This is a genomic window from Kribbella polygonati, from assembly GCF_050320105.1.
Lineage (GTDB): Bacteria > Actinomycetota > Actinomycetes > Propionibacteriales > Kribbellaceae > Kribbella.
In genome coordinates, this window is the sequence record NZ_CP190129.1 from 938,525 (window position 1) to 956,266 (window position 17,742).

Consider the following 17,742-nt stretch of genomic DNA (forward strand, 5'->3'; position numbering starts at 1 on the left):
TCACAGGCCGAGGAAAATGGATTGCCTCGGGGGCGTCGCTCACGTTGGCTGGGCAGCATGGTTGAACTGCGCACCGATCGGCTCGTGCTCCGGCGATGGCAAGACTCCGACCTTGAGCCGTGGGCGGCGATGAACGCCGATCCCGAGGTCCGGGAGCACCTGGGCGATCTGCTCACCCGCGAACAGAGCGATGCTTCGGTCGCGCAGTTCCAGGTCGAATTCGACCAGCGTGGGTACGGATGGTGGGCAGTTCAGGTGCAGGCCACGCGCGAGTTCATCGGCTTTGCGGGTTTGGATGCGGTGGATGACGGCATGCCGTTCACAGGCGTGGAGATCGGTTGGAGGCTGGCTCGTTCGGCCTGGGGTCAGGGTTACGCGACCGAGGCAGCCCTGGCCGCCTTGGCCTTCGGCTTCGACACGCTCGAACTCCCCGAGATCCTTGCCGTGACGACGGCCGGCAACCTCCGCTCGCAAGCGGTGATGCGCCGGATCGGCATGACCTACGACCCGGCCGACGACTTCGACGACCCCACCGAACCCGACGGACCTCTGCGCCCGAACGTGTTGTACCGAATCACGCGTCGTACAAGCGCCTAACGGACTGAGGAGGCTTCGAGCCTGAGGTAGGGGAGGGTGGGCAGTTCAGTGCTGCGTGTCGACTCGGGCGCGGAGCTTGCGCTGGGCGCGGCGGCCGTGGGCGACGGCGAGTGGGAGGGCGCGGAGTCCGAATCGGGGCGCGGCATCGGCCAGCCGGACCTGTAGGCCGCGCCAGGCCGGCACCGACGTCACCGGGCGTGGCTTGTCCAGGACCTTCGCGACGGCGGCCACGACCTCCTCCGGCTGCAGGAGTTTGCCGGAGAACGACAGCGCGGACGCCGGGTCGTCGAGCTTGTCGTGCAGCATCGGGGTCCACATGCCGTCCGGGCAGATGCACGAGATGTCGATGTTCCTGATGCCTGCGATCCGCAGGTCGGCGAGGGTGCTGAGGCTGAAGCCGATCGCGGCGTGCTTGGAGGCCGCGTAGACCGCCTCGCCCGGCACCGCTGTGAGTCCGCCGAGCGACACGATGTTCACGACGTGTCCGCCGTACGAGCGCATCGCCTCGATCGCTGCGACGGTGCCGTTCATGGTGCCGAGTGCGTTGACCTCGATCATGAACCGCCGGGTGTGCTCGTCCTGTTCCCACGCCGGACCGGTCCGCAGAATGCCGGCGTTGTTGACCCATACGTCCAGACGACCTGCTCGTTCCACGATCTCGTCCCGGGCCGCGGCGAGCTGCGCGCCGTCCCGTACGTCGAGAACGTAAGGAACCGCACGCTCGCCCAACTCCGCGGCAGCCGTCTTCGCGGCCTCCGCGTCGACGTCGGTGAGCAGGACCGTGTGCCCGCGCTCAACGAGCAGCCGGGCGAGCTGCCGGCCGAGTCCGCGGCCTGCGCCGGTGACGACGGCCCCGGCGGGCCGCGACACCTTCACCGCCGGCCTGCCGTGATCGCGCACTGCGGGCTGCCCAGGTGCCGGATCATGACTCGCTCCTCGGAGGGTAGAGAGCTACTCGTGGGTAACGACCTTAACAGCAGCGGCTCGATCCGGACCTACTATCGGGACAGTCGTGGTCCCGAAGGAGGCGTGGCTGACGTGCCCGAGGACGTGGATCTGCTGGTTGTCGGCGGGGGTAAGGCCGGCAAGTCGTTGGCGATGGACCGGGCCAAGGCGGGCTGGTCCGTGGTGATGGTGGAACGGGACAAGATCGGGGGCACCTGTATCAACGTCGCGTGCATCCCGACCAAGTCGCTGGTCGAGTCCGCGCGCACGATGGTGGTGGCGAGGGATGCCGACGTGATGGGTGTGGAACTCGACAGCGAGCCGATGGTGTCGCTCGCTGCGCTGCGCCGCCACAAGGAGTCGGTCGTCGGCGGGATGGTGGACGCGCACCGGACGCTGTTCACCGATTCCGGCATGGACTTCGTGATGGGAACAGCCCGGTTCGTCGCGCCGAGAACCGTCCGGATCACGACCCAGGACGGTGGCACCCGGACAGTTCGCGGCAAGGATGTCGTGGTCAACGCCGGCACCACGCCGGCCGTACCGGATCTGCCGGGTGTCGCCGAGTCGGAGGTGTGGACGTCCGAGACGATCCTGCGCCTCGAGAGGCTTCCACGTACGCTGCTGATCCTGGGCGGCGGCTACGTGGGGTGCGAGTTCGCCTCGATGTTCGCGCTCTTCGGTACGAGAGTTGTACTGCTGCAGGGTTCGGGGCAGGTGCTTCCTCGCGAGGACGCCGACATCGCGGGCGCCGTCTCCGAGATCCTCGTTGACCAGGGCGTCGACGTACGAACGGGTGTGCGGGCCACCGCAGTACGTCGCGAGCCGAGCCACGGACCGGTCTCGGTCACCTTGGAGGACGGGTCGTCGGTGACGGGCGACGAGTTGCTGGTTGCCACCGGACGAACTCCGGTCACCGCCGACCTCGGGCTCGATGCTGCGGGGGTTGAGCTGACCGCGCGTGGGTTCGTACAGGTCGACGATCACCTTCGCACCAGTGCTGAGCATGTCTGGGCCGCTGGAGACGTGGCCGGCAGTCCGCAGTTCACCCACGCGTCGTGGAACGACTTCCGTATTCTGCGGGCCAACCTGACCGGCCGGGACGCGTCGACGGCCGGACGGCTCGTTCCGTACACCGTGTTCGTGACTCCGGAACTGGCTCGGGTCGGCCTGACCGAGGCCGAGGCGCGCGCCGCCGGGCACCAGGTGACGGTCGCGAAGATTCCCGTGTCGGCGATCCCGCGCGCGAAGACGATTCATGACCGGATCGGCGTCTGGAAGGCGGTGGTCGATGCCGAGACGGACCAGATCCTCGGCGCGGCGCTGCTGGGCCACAACGCCGGAGAGGTCATCTCGGCCGTCCAGTTGGCGATGCTCGGGGGGCTGCCGTACCAAACCGTTCGGGACGCCGTACTGACCCATCCGACGATGGCCGAGGGCCTCAACCTGCTGTTCGACACCCTAGGCGACGAGCCGCACCACCCCTAGGAGCGGGGGGTCGGGTCATCAAACGCGCAGTCTTGGTGCCGCTGGTGGGACTCTTGAACGGTGAGGACGGTGCGGCCCGATGAGGCGCTTGCGTTGTGGGACGGATTCCCGGTTGGCCGGCAGCCGCGGCCGATCGTGTTGATGGGGTCCGCGATCGGCCCGGGCGGGGGCCCGATGGTTGAGGACAAGACCGTTGTCTTGCGGAATGCGCCGGTGGTGTCGGAGGTCGAGATGCCGTCGTGGCTGCTGGAGGCGCTGCAACCGGCATTTCCGGAGCAGCAGCAGTCCGATCCGGTCGAGGTGAGGTCGGTTCGGCGGGTGTACCCGGAGTTCCGCACGGATCGTGGGCACCGGCCGCTTCCGGCGTACCGCGTGGAGTTCAAGGGCACGAGGTTCCGGCCTGGGCATGCGCCTGATCCGAAGTCCGAGGGGAGGGGATTCCCGGCGATGCTCGCGCTGGACCCGCAGGTGGAGGCAACCATGTGGTGGCCGCCTGGCCTTGATTCCGTGTATCGCGGCGGGGTGCGTCACCTTCCGCCCGCCGTTCTGGTCGATGGCGAACGAACGATCAGGGTGACGGTGTACGGTTCGCCGCCGGCCTACACCGACGTCCGGGTGTCCGCCGTACTCGAGTCCCGCACGGCCGTACTGCTCATGATCGAGCACATGCCGCATCCGGGTGTCGAGGTGATTCCCATGGTCGCAGTCGGACGGCTGGTCATCGCCAGACTCTCCACGCCCCTGGGCGCGCGCGTCCTGCTCCAGGCGGACGGTCTTCCCCTCGAGGTTCTGCCCGGTTAATGGTGGCGAAGTTGTCTTCCCGCTGATCGGTCCGCTCCAGTTAGTCGAAGTAGAGCGTTGCGCCCGGCTCGAGGTAGTGGTCGATGCGGCGACGCATGGTCGAGTTCATCTGGAGGTCGTTGAGTTCGGATTGTGGGATCCAGCGGACCCGGGTGCTTTCGCTGCTGGGCGTCGGTGTACCGCCCGTTGCGCGTCCGTGGAGGAGGATCGAGAACTCTTGGCGGGCTTCGCCGTTGCTGGTGTAGAGGATGATGTGTTTGGGGTCGGTGTAGATGCCGAGGACGTCGAGGATCTCGCAGGCGATGCCGGTCTCTTCCTTGGTTTCGCGTACGCCGGCTTGCGACATCGATTCGCCGAGGTCGATGGCTCCGCCGGGGAGTGCCCAGTTGCCGTTGTCGGAGCGTTCGATCATCAGGATCTCGCCCGCGTCGTTCTCGATCACGACGTTCACCGACGGGACCATGCTGTTGGCGGCCGGCGCGTCCGGATCGTCGTAGTAGTCGATTCGCCCGGCCATCACGTCTCCGTCATTAGGGCCGCGTCATCCCAGACGCGGTGGAAGCTCTGCAGATAGTAGCCCTGCAGGCCCGCCGACCGGGCTACGGCTCGGGGCCGTCAGGAATCGCTGCGCGAGTGCTTCACGAGCGGGTACCCCATAAGGTGATTGCGACGGTTGCCGCGAGCAACACGACCAGGAACGCCAGGAACGCGGTCCCCAGCAGCCGGTTACCTGAGCCGCCAGGCCCTACCTCGCCCACCACACTTCCTTCCGTGACAGACCCCGAGCTACAGCTCGGATGTTGCCAGTCCGAGCGCCGATTTGGAAGGAAACACCGACCCCTGGTGGCATATTGCAGGTTGTTGCAACCAGGGACTGGCGGTGGGTGATGCTGCAGCCACGAAGCGCGCATGAAGGCGTCGCGAGGTTTGAGTTGGCCGACCACGACAACCTCGTAGCTATCGGTGCGTGGGTCGCAGAGCCGGGGTGAGCGCGGGCGATCCGAGGACCTGACCCGGGATCGGCGTCGTCTCGAACGGGAGCGCGAGCCCGGATCGCCAGGCGAGAAGCCTGACATGGTCCCCGGCGTCGAGCGCGATCGCGAGCCAGCGACTGTCCGCGGAGAACGCCAAACCGGGGGAGGTCTTCGCGGGGATCTCCAGGCCGGGCACGGTCTCGACCCGGCCGGTGTCGAGGCGAATGATCGCGATGTCGCTGGGTGGGGCCGGATGGGCCGCGTCGTACCGCGGGTCCGTCGTCGCGCGTTCGAGGCGGAACGCCAGCAGGTTTCCATCCGGGCTGACGATGGCGCCGTCGGCCCGGCGGGGAAACCGGTAGTTGGTGGTTGCGCCGGTGCTGATCGATCGGCGGTGCAGCCTGCAGGTACCTGCGCCGTACGGGTCGCATCCGGTGGTCCAGGCGACCTTATCGTTGCCCGCTGCAACAAATGAAGCGCCCGGTCCGAGGTCGGCTCTGCCGAGACCTTTTCGGCTCAGTCCAGATGCCGCAAGAGCGCCCAGATCTTGGCCCATGGCAGTCGTGGTGCTTCGCAGACGGCGACGGGCTGTCCTTGTTCCTCGTTGTCGACGCCGACGCGGTTGTCGAGGTGCGTGACCACGTGGCAGGTGAATGCCGTTCGAGCCAGGTCGAGTTCGCCACCCACGAACACCACGGTGGTCACGTCGTCTGCCGGCCGGGCCTGGTCGTGGAGCGCGTTCTGGGCGCTGTAGACCGGGACGTCGGGACGATAGCGCGCGACTGCCCCGGCCTCGCCGTAGTTGGAGGTCACCACGACCGCGTCCCCACCGCGGGAAGTGTTGTCGTAGACCTCCGCGATCTCAGCGACGTACGTCGGCCAGCCGACCGAGTCGGGCACTGTCTGGTTGATCGACGGGATGGGCGTTGCACCAACCGACGTCGCGGAGGCCAGCGGGAGGCCGATCGCCGCCGACACCGCCCCGTTGAGGACGAACAAAGCGGCCCATATCCGGCCCAGGTGCCTTTCCATCGCGACGATCCCCGCGGCGAACGGCACGGGCAGCAGGAAGATCGGATAGTACGCCTGGGTGCCGGCGACGAAGGTGAACGCGACCAGGACGATGAACGCCACGACGAGGAAGCGGACACGGACGTCCCGCGCCAGCGCCCGCAGACCGGCCAGCCAGATCACCACCATCGGGGGCCCCAGCAGCACCACGAGCAAGAACCACATCGAGGTACGTACGTCGGCGGCGTTGTGGTCGGCGAGGGCGCGTCCCATGTCCAGTTCGGGCCAGCCGTTGACCACCTGGTAGACGATATTGGGAGCCGCGAGCAGCAGTGCGAGAACCGTCGCTCCCCAAAGGTAGGGCGAGGAAAGCCGCCGGCGTGGGCCGACGAGCGCAAGACCGAGGGCGATCCCAACGATCGGCACACCGATCAGAAGTTTGTTGTACGTCGCAATGCCCGCGACCGCCCCGGCGGCGAGCCACCAGCGTGGCTGCATCCGCAGCTCGGCCCGAAGTACGCAGAGACAGGCCGCGGGCCAGAAGACGAGATCTGGCGTCGAGGTCAGGAACACGTGGCCGAACACGATGACCGCGGACGTTGTCGCCATACCCCATGCCGTCCAGGTCTGAGCCTTCGTGCCGCCGCCGAGTTCCCGGGCGATCAGGGTGGTGATCAGCAGGCATCCGGCGGCGCACAGCGTCGCGGGGACGCGAAGCAGCCACGGCCCGCCGCCGGTCATCGAGGCGAGCGCGTGCGAGAGGAGGGGCACCAGCGGCGGCTGGTCGACGTACCCCCAGGCGGGCTTGAGCATCGAGAAGTAGAGTTCGTCACGCTCGAAGCCGTACCGATTGCTGAACACCGACAGCAGCGTCACGACCAGCACGAGGGGCGGGACGAGTCCTCGCCAGGCGATCGCGGGCACTTCCCTGTTCGTGGCCGGGTAACCCGCGAGGTACTCCGGCACCGTTCACTCCTTCCATCCACGGACGATCTTCACATTGACCCCCGTTCGCCGGCCCCGGGCAACCCCGAGCGAACGGCCAGCCGGCCTACAGCTCGTACGCCCTCGACGCCACCACCGGCATCTGGCGGGCCAACGGCTTCTTCGTACTGACCCTGGCCGGAGACCGCGTCCACGAGATCATCCGCTTCGAGCTCCCGATGATGGAACGCTTCGGCCTGCCCCGAACCCTGCCGCGGTGAGGGCTTTGGTGAGGACCAGGTCTGCGTGAACAGCACCGTGAACAAGCACCAGCCGGCTGTCGGCGAAAGACTACTTGCTGGCGGCAACCTTCTTCGTACTGTCTCCGCCGCCGACGGCCGGCGTGCCGGCGGGCGATCGGGTCTCCAGGTAACGAAGTACTACCTTCAACGAGTTACGCATTGCCACAGGTCGTGCGGCTGCGGTAGGCAACCGGTAACGAGGAGGGGAGTGCGGTCGATGGAGGGCAACGAGGTGACGACGGCGCTGCAAGGCGCGTATGCCGGTCTGGTGCGGGCCGTGGACGTGGCCAGGCGACGGCCCGACGATCGGGTGGATGCCACAGTGGTGGTGTCAGATCTTCATGAGTTGCGCTCGTTGATGTCGGCGGCGGCGCAGCTGATGCGGTCGTTCCGGTTGGTGCGGTACGGCGCGGCGGTGAAGTGGGGGCCTGCCGGCGAACCGGACGACTCGGGCGGATTGACGCCGGCGGAGTACGTCGAGGCGGCCGACCGGGACCTCGATGAGGCCTACGCCCACCTGGAGCGGGCCGCCGTCAGTCTGACCGCGGCCCGCCGCAGGATGGCGGAACTGCGCTGAGCCACTCAGGTCTCATCGTGAGCTGCCGCCGGCGGCGAGGCGCATGAGGTCGGTGGTGAAGTCGAGGTCGTCGGCGGTGTGGTCGGCGCGGGTGGCGTTGCCGGCGAACTGGTGCTGGTAGCCGTCCCAGTTGCCGTCGGCGATCTGGTCGGGGGCGCCGCTGCGGATGAGTACGGCGAGTTCGTTCGCGGCGCGGGTGATGCGTTTGGTGAGGTCGGGGTCGCCCCAGTCTTCGGGGGCGGCGTAGAGCGAGGTGGGGACCGGGATCGCGCGGAGGAACGCGAACAGGGGGCGGAGTTGGTCGTCGGGGACCATCGCGTGGCGTGCGGTGCCGCCGGTTGCGGCGAGGATGACGGGTTTGGCGACGAGCAGGTCGTTGTCGATCAGGTCGACGAAGGATTTGAACAGTCCGGACGCGGCGGCCTTGTAGACCGGGGTGCTGGCGATGATTGCGTCCGCGGCGGCGAGCCGGTCGATGGCGTTCTGGACTGTCTGGTCGGGGAATCCGCGGACGAGGGACTGGGCGATCTGCACCGCGATCGGGGCGAGGTCGATGACGGTGACGGAGACCTGGCGGTCGTCGGTGCGCAGTACGTCGACGGTCTTCTGGGCGATGCGGTCGGCGAGGAGTTTCGTCGAGGAGGGGTCGCTGGTGCCGGCCGTGATGACGGCGATGGTCAGCGGGTTCATTGCGGGTTCCTGTCCGGCCGTGTGGTGGCGGCCTCGGTGAGGGCGAGGCAGAGGTCTCGGAGGGTGGTGAGTTGTTCGGGGGAGAGGGCGCGGGTCATCGCGGTGTTGACGTGCCGGCCGTGGTTGCGGCCGACGCGGCGGCGTACGTCGCGGCCGTCGGGGGTGAGCCGGATCCGTGAGGCGCGGCCGTCGTGCGGGTCGCCGGTGCGTTCGACCAGGCCGCGGCGTTCGAGGCGCGCGACCAGGCGGGACACGCCGGCCTGGGTCAGCAGGGCGTCGGCGCAGAGGTCGATGATGCGCAGGCCGTCGCGGGCCCGGGCGAGGGCGTACAGGACGCCGTACTCCCGGGGGAGCAGGTCGTCCCATTCGCCCTCGTGCTCGTACTCGCGGGCCAGGGTCGACTCGGCGCGAAGCAGTGCTTCCCAGGCCTGGTTGGCCAGGCGCGACGTGTTCTCCATGTCAGAAGGCCGCCGGGAAGTTCGCCTCGACGTCGGGGTTGCTGTCCTGGTACGGCGAGGTGCCGGACAGGTTGTCGCCGCGGTTCGGGTTCGGTCGCGGCCGGCGCGGTGCGGCGTCGCCGTACTTCGCGATCACCAGCGACTCGTGGGTCGGTGCGTCCGGTACGCCGGGCGCGCGGCGGGCCTCCATTTCCTTGCGGAGCACCGGGACGACCTCGGTACCGAGCAACTCGATCTGCTCCAGCGCGGTTTCCACCGGCAGCGCCAGACCGTCGAGTGCGAACAGTTGCCGCTGGTAGTCGCCGAAGCCTTCCTGGAACGTGAGCACCTTGTCGATCACCTGCTGCGGGCTGCCGACCGTGATCGGCGTGGCGGCCATTTGGTCCTCGAGCCGGGATCCGCGGAACACCGGGTAGTTCTCGAAGTACGGCCGGAACGCGTCGATCGCGTCCTGGGAGCGCTTCGCGATGAACGACATCCCGCCGAGCCCGACGATCGCCTGCTCGGGCGTTCCGTGGCCGTAGTGCGCGTAGCGCTTGCGGTACAGGTCGACGAGCGGCTTGAAGTGGAAGTTCGGCGCCAGGATGTGGTTGGCGAAGAAGCCGTTGCCGTAGAACGCGGCCTGCTCGGCGATCTCCGGCGTACGGATCGAGCCGTGCCAGACGAACGGCGGTACGTCGTCCAGCGGGCGCGGCGTGGACGTGAAGCCCTGCAACGGCGTACGGAACCGGCCTTCCCAGTCGACGACGTCCTCACGCCACAGTCGGTGTAGCAGGTTGTAGTTCTCCAGCGCGAGCGCGACCCCCTGACGGATGTCCTTACCGAACCACGGGTAGACCGGCACGGTGTTGCCGCGGCCGACCATCAGATCGAGCCGGCCCTTCGCGACGTGCTGCAGCATCGCGTAGTCCTCGGCGATCTTCACCGGGTCGTTCGTGGTCATCAGCGTGACCGACGTACTCAGCATGATCTGCTGCGTCCGCGCCGCGATGTGCCCGAGCAGGGTCGTCGGCGACGACGGCACGAACGGCGGGTTGTGGTGCTCACCGAGCGCGAACACGTCCAGGCCCACCTGATCGGCCCGCTCGGCGATCCGGATGATGTTGTCGATCCGCTCCGCCTCACTGTACGTGTACCCGGTCACCGGGTCCGGCGCGATGTCACCGACCGAAAAGATCCCGAACTGCATGACGCCCTCCTGTCGACAGCCAGTCAACTATATGACTGCGCATGCAGTTCAACAACATGACTACGCATGTATTCCCGAGAGCATGACCGGCGGGCTAGGTTGCGGGTATGAGATTCGACCGGTACACCGTGACCCTGCTGACGCTGCGCACTGACGCGCCTGACCTGACCGCCGAGCAAGCCGGCGAGTTGCAGGATCGCCATCGTGGCTACGGCGCGGAACTGCAGGAGCGCGGTCTGATCCTTGCTCGCGGTCCTCTTGTCGACCAGGACGACGAGCGCTACCGCGGCTTGTCTGTTTGGTCGGTCGACGCGGAGACTGCGCGGTCCCACGCCGAGGCCGATCCCGCCGTCCGGAGCGGCCGCCTTGCCGTCACCGTGATGACCTGGATGATGCCGGCCGGCAACCTCCAGTTCGGCGTGGTCCACCCACCTCGTTCGGTGGCGGAGGCGGCAGACGGTTAGGTTCGTGCAGCACTGGGGGATGCGCCTGGGCGCTCAGGGTTGGGGGGACCAGCCGGGGCCGCGGATGAGATGGTTGAGGCGGGTGCGCCAGTTCGGTGCGCGGCGTACGTCGTGCCAGATGGCGGCGAACTCGTGCGTGGCGACGCGCAGTGGGTTGTGCGTGCGGATGTTCGTGGTCAGGCCGTAGACGACGCGTTCGCGTTCGGGTTCGAACGTGGTGAACAGGCGGTCCCAGACGATCAGGATGCCGCCGTAGTTGCGGTCCAGGTAGATCGTGTTCGAGCCGTGGTGGACGCGGTGGTGGGACGGGGTGTTCAGGACGAGTTCGACGGGTCGCCAGAGAGTTCCGATCCGCTCGGTGTGGATGAAGAACTGGTAGACGAGGCTGATCGACTGCTGCAGCAGGATCATCCACGGCGCGAACCCGAGCAGGGCCAGTGGCAGCCAGAACGGCAGCGACGTGAACGGCGTCCAGGGTTGCCGGAGCGCGGTTGAGAGGTTGTAGAACTCGCTCGAATGGTGAACGACGTGGCTGGCCCAGAACACGCGGATGCGGTGGTGGCCGCGGTGGTACCAGTAGTAGGCGAGGTCGTCGGCGACGAACAGCGCGACCCAGGTCAGCGGATTGCCCGCGGGCAGGTGCAGCGGGGTGACCAGGTAGGCAGCGGCGTACACGGTGACGACCACCAGCTTCCAGCCGATGTTGATCACCACGTTGCCCATGCCCATGGCCAGGCTGGTCCGCGAGTCGCGCAGGTTGTACCCGAGCTCGTCGTCGTCGGGCAGCAGGTAGAACGAGGCGGCCTCCAGCGCCAGGCAGACCACGAACACCGGGATCGCGTGCAGGATCAGGTCGAACATCGTCCTCACTCCCTCGGGTTCACGGCATCGACGAAGCGGCTGAGCAACCGGTGCGCGGTGCGGTGTGCGGCGGTCGCGTCGCGGGCGGCGATCAACGCGGCGAGTTTGCGGTGCTCCGCGGCCGCGGCGAACTCGGCGGCCAGCCCGAGGTCCGCGACGACCTGCCAGCCGACCTCGCCGAAGGCGGCCACCAGGGTGTTCAGCCCGAGCAGGTACGCGACGTTGCCCGATCCGGCAACCACCGCGGTCCAGAACGCCAGGTCCCCGGCGAACACCTCGGCGCCGCCCGCAGACGGGTAGTCCGCAGCCGCCCGCGTCACCGCGGCCAGCTCTTCCTCGGTCGCGTTCACAGCGCACAGCCGCGCGGCATCCGCGGCGACGCACCGACGCATCTCGGCGATGTCCCGCACCACCCGCAGTGGCGGGATCGCCCCGGACGCGGCCAGTGCCGACAGTACGTCGAGCCCGGCATGCGTACGCCAGTCCTGTACGGCGGTCTTCCCACCGTGCGTGATCCGGATCAGCCCGGCCTGCTGGATCCGCTTCAGCGCCTCCCGGATCGCGTGCCGGTTGACCTGGAACGACTCGGCCAACTCACGCTCGGCCGGCAGCACCGCACCGGGCGCGAGCCGCCCGGACAGGATCTCGTCGACCAACTGCCCGAACACGACGTCCGACACCGCGGCCCTCACAACGGGGGTGACCTCCATGACGACCCAGGATGCGGGCGCCTCCGCAACATGTCAACTGGTTGGACCAGTTGTTCACGAAGGCAAGTCGGCTGCCGGGTAGTCGTAGCGGCCCGGGAACCAGGGTGTGCCGGAAGTAACCCAGTAGAAGAAGCGGACCCGGCGGACGGCGAACCGCCACGCCCCGTCGGGTTCGCGCACGATCGAGTCGGTGTAGCGGCCGGCGGCGATTTGGGGGGTGCCTTGGACGACGCAGGGCTGGTAGAGCCAGGTCTGGCCGGTTGCGGTGTCGCCGTCGAGGTCGATCGTTTCGTTCGAGCTGAAGTGCCACCAGGCGTCGAGTGGTCCTTCCAGGAGGTTGGGGAAGAACGTACGGAGGGCGGCGCGGCCGCGGACCAGGGACAGGCCGTCGAAGCAGCCGTCTTCGGTGAAGAGGTTGGCCAAGTCGTCCCACCGGCGGTCGTCCAGGAACTGGCAGTACCGGGCGCGCAACTGGCCGATCGCGTGCAGATCCTCCAGGCGCTGGACGCGTTGCTCAAGTGACATCGGCCGCGGTCGCCTCCCTGACCTCGTCGGCGGAAACGCCCGGTGCCAGTTCGACGAGGGCGAAGGAACCCTGGCGTACGTCGAGGACGGCGAGGTCGGTGACGACGCGGTCGACGACGCGGCGGCCGGTCAGCGGCAGCGTGCAGGACTCGACCAGCTTCGGGGCGCCCGTGCGGGTGCGGTGCTCCATCAGCACGATCACCCGGCGGGCGCCGCTGACCAGGTCCATCGCGCCGCCCATGCCCTTGACCATCGAGCCGGGCACCATCCAGTTCGCGAGGTCGCCGTACCCGGAGACCTGCATGCCGCCGAGGACCGCGACGTCGACGTGGCCGCCGCGGATCATCGCGAAGCTGGTCGCGGAGTCGAAGTACGACGCACCCGCGACAACCGTGACCGTCTGCTTGCCGGCGTCGATCAGGTCCGGGTCGACCTCGTCGTCGTACGGGAACGGGCCGAGGCCGAGGACGCCGTTCTCGGCCTGCAGGGTGACGGCCGTGCCGGGCGGCAGCTGTTCGGGGATGAGCGTCGGCAGCCCGATCCCGAGGTTCACGTACTCGCCGTCGTTCAGCTCCTGGGCGGCGCGGGCGGCCATCTCGGCACGGGACCACGGCATGTCAGGCCTCCGGTCGCGGTCGGGTGGTGCGCTTCTCGATGCTCTTGCGGGCGGCCTGTTCCGGCGTCAGCGGTACGACGCGTTGCACGAAGACGCCCGGGAGATGGACCGAGTCCGGGGCGAGCGAGCCCGTCTCGACGACCTGCTCGGCCTCGACGATCGTCAGCCGCCCGGCGGTCGCGGCGACCGGGTTGAAGTTCCGCGCGGCCGCGTGGAAGACACAGTTGCCGGCCCGATCGGCCACCGCGGCCCGGACCAGCGCGACGTCGGTGACGATCGCTTCCTCGAGGACCATCTCGCGGCCCCCGATGGTCCGCACCTCCTTCGGCGGCGAGGCCACCGCGACTGTTCCGTCCGGGTGGTACTGCCAAGGCAGGCCGCCGTCGGCGACGAGCGTGCCGACCCCCGTCGGGGTGAAGAACGCGCCGATTCCCGCACCGCCCGCGCGCAGCCGCTCGGCGAGGGTGCCTTGTGGGGTCAGCTCCACCCGCAGTTCGCCTGCCAGGTACTGCCGGGCGAACTCCTTGTTCTCCCCGACGTACGACGCGACCACGCGGCTGATCCGTCCCTGTTCGAGCAGCAGGCCGAGGCCGGCGCCGTCGACGCCGCAGTTGTTCGACACGACGGTCAGGTCCCGGGCGCCCTGTTCGAGCAGCGCCTCGATCAGGAACCACGGGATGCCCGCCAGCCCGAAGCCGCCGACGGCGAGGCTGCTGCCGTCGGGAATGTCCGCGACCGCGTCGGCGGGTGTCCCGACGACCTTGTCCACGCTCATTCGGCGCTCCCGAGCAGGTGCGCGACCACGGCCGGGTTGATCAGGTCCGGTCGTTCCGCGGCAGCCAGGTGCGCGGCGCCCGGCACGACCAGAAGCTTGCCGTCAGCAACCGAGCTCGCGATCCGCTCCAGCTGCCAAGGGGGAGTGGCCGGGTCGTCGGCCCCGGCGACCGCCAGGGTGGGAGCGCTGATGCCCGCAAGGTCGGGCAGCAGGTCCATGGTCGCGATCACCTCGCAGCACGACGCGTACCCCTCGGCGGGGGTGGCCGCCACCATGGCCTCGGATCGCTCGCGCAGCAACGGATCCGACTCCAACAGTGCGGCAGTGAACCACCGGCGTACGACGGCTTCCGCCACCGCCTCGGAACCCTTCGCGCGGACGAGTTCGGCGCGCTCGAACCAGGCCGAGGCCGGTTCGAGGCGGGCGCCGGTGCACAGCACCACCAGCCGGTCGACGCGCTCCGGGTTGCGCGCGGCGAGCCGCATCCCGGTCATCCCACCCAGCGAGAGGCCGACGAAGTGCGCCCGCTCGACGCCGAGCCGGTCGAGGAGTACGACGACGTCGTCGGCGAGGTCGTCGATGTCGTATGAGCCGGCCGGGACCGGTGAGCGCCCGTGGCCGCGGGTGTCGAAGCGGACCACCCGGAAGTGCTGTTCCCAGGCGGCGAGGTTGGCGTCCCACATCTCCCAGGTGGACCCGAGCGAGTTGGCCAGTACGACGGTCGGCGCGTCCGCCCGGCCGCTGACGACATGGGCGACGTCGGTCATCGGACGGCCTCGAAGATCGCGGCGATGCCCTGGCCGCCGCCGATGCACAGCGTCTCCACCGCGTAGCGCCCGCCGCGACGGTGCAGTTCGTGCGACAGCGTGGCGAGGATCCGGGCGCCGGTCGCGCCGACCGGGTGCCCGAGCGAGATGCCGGAGCCGTTCGGGTTCAGGCGCTCGTCGGTGGGATCGACCTTCCATTCCCGCAGACACGCGAGTACCTGTGCCGCGAAGGCCTCGTTCAGCTCGATCAGGTCGAGGTCGTCGAGGGTCAGGTCGGCGCGGGCGAGCGCCGCGGCGACGGCCGGTACGGGTCCGATCCCCATCACCTCCGGGCCGACACCGGCGACCGCCCAGGAGCGGAGCGCGACGAGCGGCCGGAGACCGCGGCGCTCGGCCTCGTCGCGGGTGGTCACCACGCACACCGCGGCGCCGTCGTTCTGGCCGCTCGCGTTCCCGGCGGTCACGGTTGCCTCGGAGTCTGCCTTGAGCATCACCGGTCGCAGCCTGGCGAGACTTTCCAGCGTGGTGTCGGCCCGCGGGTGTTCGTCGGCGGTCACACCGGCCACCGGCACCAGTTCGTCGGCGAAGCGGCCCTCGGCCTGGGCGGCGATCGCGCGCCGGTGGGAGCGGAGCGCGAACTCGTCCTGCTCGGCACGGGAGATCCCGTACTCGCGCCGGACGTTCTCGGCGGTCTCGAGCATTCCGCCGGGGACCGGGTGGTACTTCCCGCCGGCGGTCTCGCGGGCGCGGACCAGGCGGTCGTTCAGTTCGACGTTCCCGCGGACGCCGGTCCGCAGCCCGAGCGCATAGTGCTCGACCTGCGACATGGATTCGGTGCCCCCGGCAACAACCACCCGGGCGGCGCCGGTCGCGACCATGCCGGCGGCGTACAGCACGGCCTGCAGGCCCGAGCCGCAGCGGCGGTCCACCTGGACGCCGGGCACCGACGTACCGAGGCCGGCATCGAGGGCGGCGATCCGGCCGATCGCGGGCGCCTCGCCGTTCGGGTAGCACTGGCCGAGGACGACGTCGTCGACATCGCCTTCGCCGAGGCCGGTCCGCCGTACCAGCTCGGTGAGGGCGGCGGTGGCGAGGTCGGCCGCGGAGAGGGCGGCCAGCGCACCGCCGAAGCGGCCCACCGGTGTACGGATCGGCTCACAGATCACCACGTCGCTCATGCCCTCGACGGTAGGCCGCGCGGACCGATATGGAGAAATACTCATTTACGCTCGATCAAGACTCTGAGAGTATGAATCGTGGAGCTTCGCCATCTGCGGTACTTCGTCGCCGTCGCCGAGGAACGGCACTTCGGCCGGGCGGCGGCCCGGCTGCACATCGCCCAACCACCGCTGTCCCAGCAGATCCGCCAACTGGAGGGGGAGCTCGGTGTGCAGCTGCTGCGCCGGACGACGCGCCGGGTCGAGCTGACCGCCGCCGGCAAGGCCTACCTCGACCGGGCGCGGCAGATCATCGCGGCCGTCTCGTCCGCGGCGGGGGAGGCGCAGCGGGTGGCGGCGGGGCTGCAGGGCCGGCTGGTCATCGGCTGCGTCGGGTCCGCGACGTACAGCCTGCTCCCACAGCTCGTGCGGACCCTGCGCGAGGAGCTTCCGGACGTGGAGGTCTCGGTGCAGGGGGAGATGCTGGCCCCCGATCAGGCCGGCGCGCTGCTGGCCGGCCGGATCGATCTCGGCCTGCTCCGGCGGCCGGTCGACGAGGACGCGTTGCGGGTACGGACGCTCCGCGCCGACCGGCTGATCGTCGCGGTTCCCGACGGGCATCGGCTGGCCGGACGGTCGCGCCTGCGACTGCGGGACCTGGCGGGCGAGGACTTCGTGATCCATGCCGGTGGCGGGCGGTCGGTCATGCACGACGCGGTCCGGGCGCGCTGCCGGGAGGCCGGGTTCGAGCCGCGGGTCCGGCACGAGGTCGCGGAGACGTCGACGCTGGTCACCTTCGTCGCGGCAGGTCTGGGCGTCGCCGTCGTACCCGAGCCGACGGCGGAGCTGCTGGTCCCCGGCGTGGCCTACCGCCCGCTGACCGGCCGCGCCACGGTCGAACTCGCCGCCGCGACCCGCGCGGACGACGAGGCACCACACCTGCACCGCACACTCGCCGTACTGGCGAACCTCGTCTAGAAGAATCCGTCGCGAGGGGTGGCGTCGAGTTGCCGGGAGCCGCGGAGCAGTCGTAGGTCCGCGGTGATCGCGGCTGCGGCCTCCTGCATCAACGGGACGATCTTGGTCACGATCTGGTCGGTGCTGGTCCGCCCGACGGTCGTGGAATAGGCCAGCGCGGCGAGGACTCCGCCGTCCGGTGCGTGGACCGGGACCGAGGCGGACAGCAGGCCGTCCTCCAGTTCCGACTCGACAACGGCGTACCCGTCCTGCCTGACCTTGTGCAGCGCGTCGCGGAAGGCCGTCGCGTCCGTAATCGTGTGCGCCGCCAGGCGTTGCAGCCCGCCTGCGATCACGGCGTCGACGACCGGCGCGTCCGCCCACGCGGTCAGCACCCGGCCCATGGAGGTCGCGTGCGCCGGGACACGGCTGCCGACGTCGATCTGGATGCTGAGGATCCGCCGTACCTGGACGCGCGCGACGTACACGACGTCGGTGCCGTCGAGCTCCGCGAGCGACGCCGACTCCTGGGTCGCCTCGGCCAGCCGGAGCAGATGCGGTTGCGCGGTCTCGACGAACGTGTGCGTCGCCGCGTAGTGCTGGCCGATCGTGAGTACCCGTGGCGTCAGCGTCCACCGGGTGCCCGCGGCTGCGACGTACCCGAGCCGCTGCAGCGTGAGCAGGATCCGCCGTACGGCGGGCCGCGAGAGCCCGGTCGCGGCCGCCACCTCGGCGAGCGTCGGGTTCGGCCGGTCGGCGTCGAACGCGAGCAGTACGGCGAACCCGCGCTCGATGCTCTGCACGTAGTCGCGCTCGTTTCCCTCCCCAGTCATGCGGGTCATCCTCCCAGAGAAAAGTTGTTGAGCTCTTGACAGTCGACCGCACTGGCTCCAAGGTCTTGCTGTACGCCAAGCGTACGAGATGTACGCAGAGCGTACAATCCGAGGAGGTAAC

Annotated in this window: 21 protein-coding genes; 6 read left to right on the forward strand and 15 right to left on the reverse strand. The window is 69.2% G+C overall.

The features are described 5' to 3' along the window. Window positions 1-57 precede the first annotated feature (57 nt). The gene (locus ACQHIV_RS04460; RefSeq protein WP_427891927.1) at window positions 58-597 is read left to right on the forward strand and encodes a GNAT family N-acetyltransferase; all 540 of its coding nucleotides are present in this window, start codon (window positions 58-60) and stop codon (window positions 595-597) included. 45 nt (window positions 598-642) lie between these two features. On the opposite strand, the gene ACQHIV_RS04465 is transcribed toward ACQHIV_RS04460, so the two are convergent. Next, entirely contained in the window at window positions 643-1,497 is an 855-nt protein-coding gene (locus tag ACQHIV_RS04465) for an SDR family oxidoreductase (RefSeq protein WP_427891929.1), read from the reverse strand. 129 nt (window positions 1,498-1,626) lie between these two features. On the opposite strand from ACQHIV_RS04465, the gene ACQHIV_RS04470 reads away from it, so the two are divergent. Both ACQHIV_RS04470 and ACQHIV_RS04475 read left to right on the forward strand, forming a co-directional pair. Beyond that, the gene (locus tag ACQHIV_RS04470; RefSeq protein WP_427891930.1) at window positions 1,627-3,030 is read left to right on the forward strand and encodes a dihydrolipoyl dehydrogenase family protein; all 1,404 of its coding nucleotides are present in this window, start codon (window positions 1,627-1,629) and stop codon (window positions 3,028-3,030) included. 60 nt (window positions 3,031-3,090) lie between these two features. Continuing rightward, entirely contained in the window at window positions 3,091-3,831 is a 741-nt protein-coding gene (locus ACQHIV_RS04475) for a hypothetical protein (protein ID WP_427891931.1), read from the forward strand. Between the two features lie 40 nt (window positions 3,832-3,871). Here the strand turns inward: ACQHIV_RS04475 and ACQHIV_RS04480 are convergent, their stop codons facing one another. The 3 genes from ACQHIV_RS04480 to ACQHIV_RS04490 form a co-directional block, all read right to left on the reverse strand. Next, entirely contained in the window at window positions 3,872-4,348 is a 477-nt protein-coding gene (locus ACQHIV_RS04480) for an NUDIX hydrolase (protein WP_427891932.1), read from the reverse strand. 440 nt (window positions 4,349-4,788) lie between these two features. Beyond that, window positions 4,789-5,361, reverse strand: a complete 573-nt coding sequence (locus ACQHIV_RS04485; RefSeq protein WP_427891934.1) for a hypothetical protein — start codon at window positions 5,359-5,361, stop codon at window positions 4,789-4,791. Further along, window positions 5,322-6,782: an ArnT family glycosyltransferase gene (locus tag ACQHIV_RS04490; protein WP_427891936.1), complete on the reverse strand. Its 1,461-nt coding sequence runs from the start codon at window positions 6,780-6,782 to the stop codon at window positions 5,322-5,324. Before ACQHIV_RS04490 ends, ACQHIV_RS04485 begins: the two co-directional genes overlap by 40 nt. A gap of 477 nt (window positions 6,783-7,259) precedes the next feature. Between ACQHIV_RS04490 and ACQHIV_RS04495 the strand changes: the two genes are divergently transcribed. Next, window positions 7,260-7,619: a hypothetical protein gene (locus tag ACQHIV_RS04495; protein WP_427891938.1), complete on the forward strand. Its 360-nt coding sequence runs from the start codon at window positions 7,260-7,262 to the stop codon at window positions 7,617-7,619. A gap of 12 nt (window positions 7,620-7,631) precedes the next feature. Here the strand turns inward: ACQHIV_RS04495 and ACQHIV_RS04500 are convergent, their stop codons facing one another. From ACQHIV_RS04500 to ACQHIV_RS04510, 3 genes are read right to left on the reverse strand one after another with little or no spacing between them, the layout of a single operon-like run. After that, complete coding sequence (locus tag ACQHIV_RS04500) at window positions 7,632-8,309, reverse strand: CE1759 family FMN reductase (protein ID WP_427891939.1); 678 nt, start codon at window positions 8,307-8,309, stop codon at window positions 7,632-7,634. Continuing rightward, entirely contained in the window at window positions 8,306-8,767 is a 462-nt protein-coding gene (locus tag ACQHIV_RS04505; protein ID WP_427891941.1) for a MarR family winged helix-turn-helix transcriptional regulator, read from the reverse strand. Before ACQHIV_RS04505 ends, ACQHIV_RS04500 begins: the two co-directional genes overlap by 4 nt. 1 nt (window position 8,768) lies before the next feature. Continuing rightward, window positions 8,769-9,956: a CE1758 family FMN-dependent luciferase-like monooxygenase gene (locus ACQHIV_RS04510; RefSeq protein WP_427891943.1), complete on the reverse strand. Its 1,188-nt coding sequence runs from the start codon at window positions 9,954-9,956 to the stop codon at window positions 8,769-8,771. A gap of 107 nt (window positions 9,957-10,063) precedes the next feature. Here ACQHIV_RS04510 and ACQHIV_RS04515 point away from each other — a divergent pair, with 107 nt between their 5' ends. Further along, window positions 10,064-10,420: a YciI family protein gene (locus ACQHIV_RS04515; protein ID WP_427891945.1), complete on the forward strand. Its 357-nt coding sequence runs from the start codon at window positions 10,064-10,066 to the stop codon at window positions 10,418-10,420. A gap of 33 nt (window positions 10,421-10,453) precedes the next feature. On the opposite strand, the gene ACQHIV_RS04520 is transcribed toward ACQHIV_RS04515, so the two are convergent. The 7 genes from ACQHIV_RS04520 to ACQHIV_RS04550 are packed head-to-tail and all read right to left on the reverse strand — an operon-like array spanning window position 10,454 to window position 15,852. Continuing rightward, window positions 10,454-11,281 carry a sterol desaturase family protein gene (locus ACQHIV_RS04520; protein ID WP_427891947.1) on the reverse strand — a complete coding sequence of 276 codons (828 nt, stop codon included), beginning with the start codon at window positions 11,279-11,281 and terminating at the stop codon, window positions 10,454-10,456. Between the two features lie 5 nt (window positions 11,282-11,286). After that, window positions 11,287-11,991: a FadR/GntR family transcriptional regulator gene (locus tag ACQHIV_RS04525; protein ID WP_427891949.1), complete on the reverse strand. Its 705-nt coding sequence runs from the start codon at window positions 11,989-11,991 to the stop codon at window positions 11,287-11,289. Window positions 11,992-12,045: 54 nt separating this feature from the next. Beyond that, window positions 12,046-12,516, reverse strand: a complete 471-nt coding sequence (locus ACQHIV_RS04530) for a nuclear transport factor 2 family protein (protein WP_427891951.1) — start codon at window positions 12,514-12,516, stop codon at window positions 12,046-12,048. Continuing rightward, window positions 12,506-13,132, reverse strand: a complete 627-nt coding sequence (locus ACQHIV_RS04535; protein WP_427891953.1) for a CoA transferase subunit B — start codon at window positions 13,130-13,132, stop codon at window positions 12,506-12,508. Before ACQHIV_RS04535 ends, ACQHIV_RS04530 begins: the two co-directional genes overlap by 11 nt. Window position 13,133: 1 nt before the next feature. Next, window positions 13,134-13,907, reverse strand: coding sequence for a CoA transferase subunit A (locus ACQHIV_RS04540; RefSeq protein WP_427891955.1), 774 nt, complete (start codon window positions 13,905-13,907; stop codon window positions 13,134-13,136). Further along, complete coding sequence (gene pcaD, locus ACQHIV_RS04545; RefSeq protein ID WP_427891957.1) at window positions 13,904-14,674, reverse strand: 3-oxoadipate enol-lactonase; 771 nt, start codon at window positions 14,672-14,674, stop codon at window positions 13,904-13,906. The genes ACQHIV_RS04540 and pcaD overlap by 4 nt, the downstream gene beginning before the upstream one ends. Continuing rightward, a complete protein-coding gene (locus ACQHIV_RS04550) occupies window positions 14,671-15,852 on the reverse strand; it encodes an acetyl-CoA C-acetyltransferase (protein ID WP_427891959.1) in 1,182 nt (393 codons plus the stop codon). Before ACQHIV_RS04550 ends, pcaD begins: the two co-directional genes overlap by 4 nt. Before the next feature lie 78 nt (window positions 15,853-15,930). Between ACQHIV_RS04550 and ACQHIV_RS04555 the strand changes: the two genes are divergently transcribed. Then, on the forward strand, window positions 15,931-16,809 hold the full coding sequence (locus tag ACQHIV_RS04555; protein ID WP_427891961.1) for a LysR substrate-binding domain-containing protein: 879 nt from the start codon (window positions 15,931-15,933) through the stop codon (window positions 16,807-16,809). Here the strand turns inward: ACQHIV_RS04555 and ACQHIV_RS04560 are convergent. Beyond that, window positions 16,806-17,621 carry an IclR family transcriptional regulator domain-containing protein gene (locus ACQHIV_RS04560; protein ID WP_427891963.1) on the reverse strand — a complete coding sequence of 272 codons (816 nt, stop codon included), beginning with the start codon at window positions 17,619-17,621 and terminating at the stop codon, window positions 16,806-16,808. The genes ACQHIV_RS04555 and ACQHIV_RS04560 overlap by 4 nt on opposite strands. Window positions 17,622-17,742: the final 121 nt, after the last annotated feature.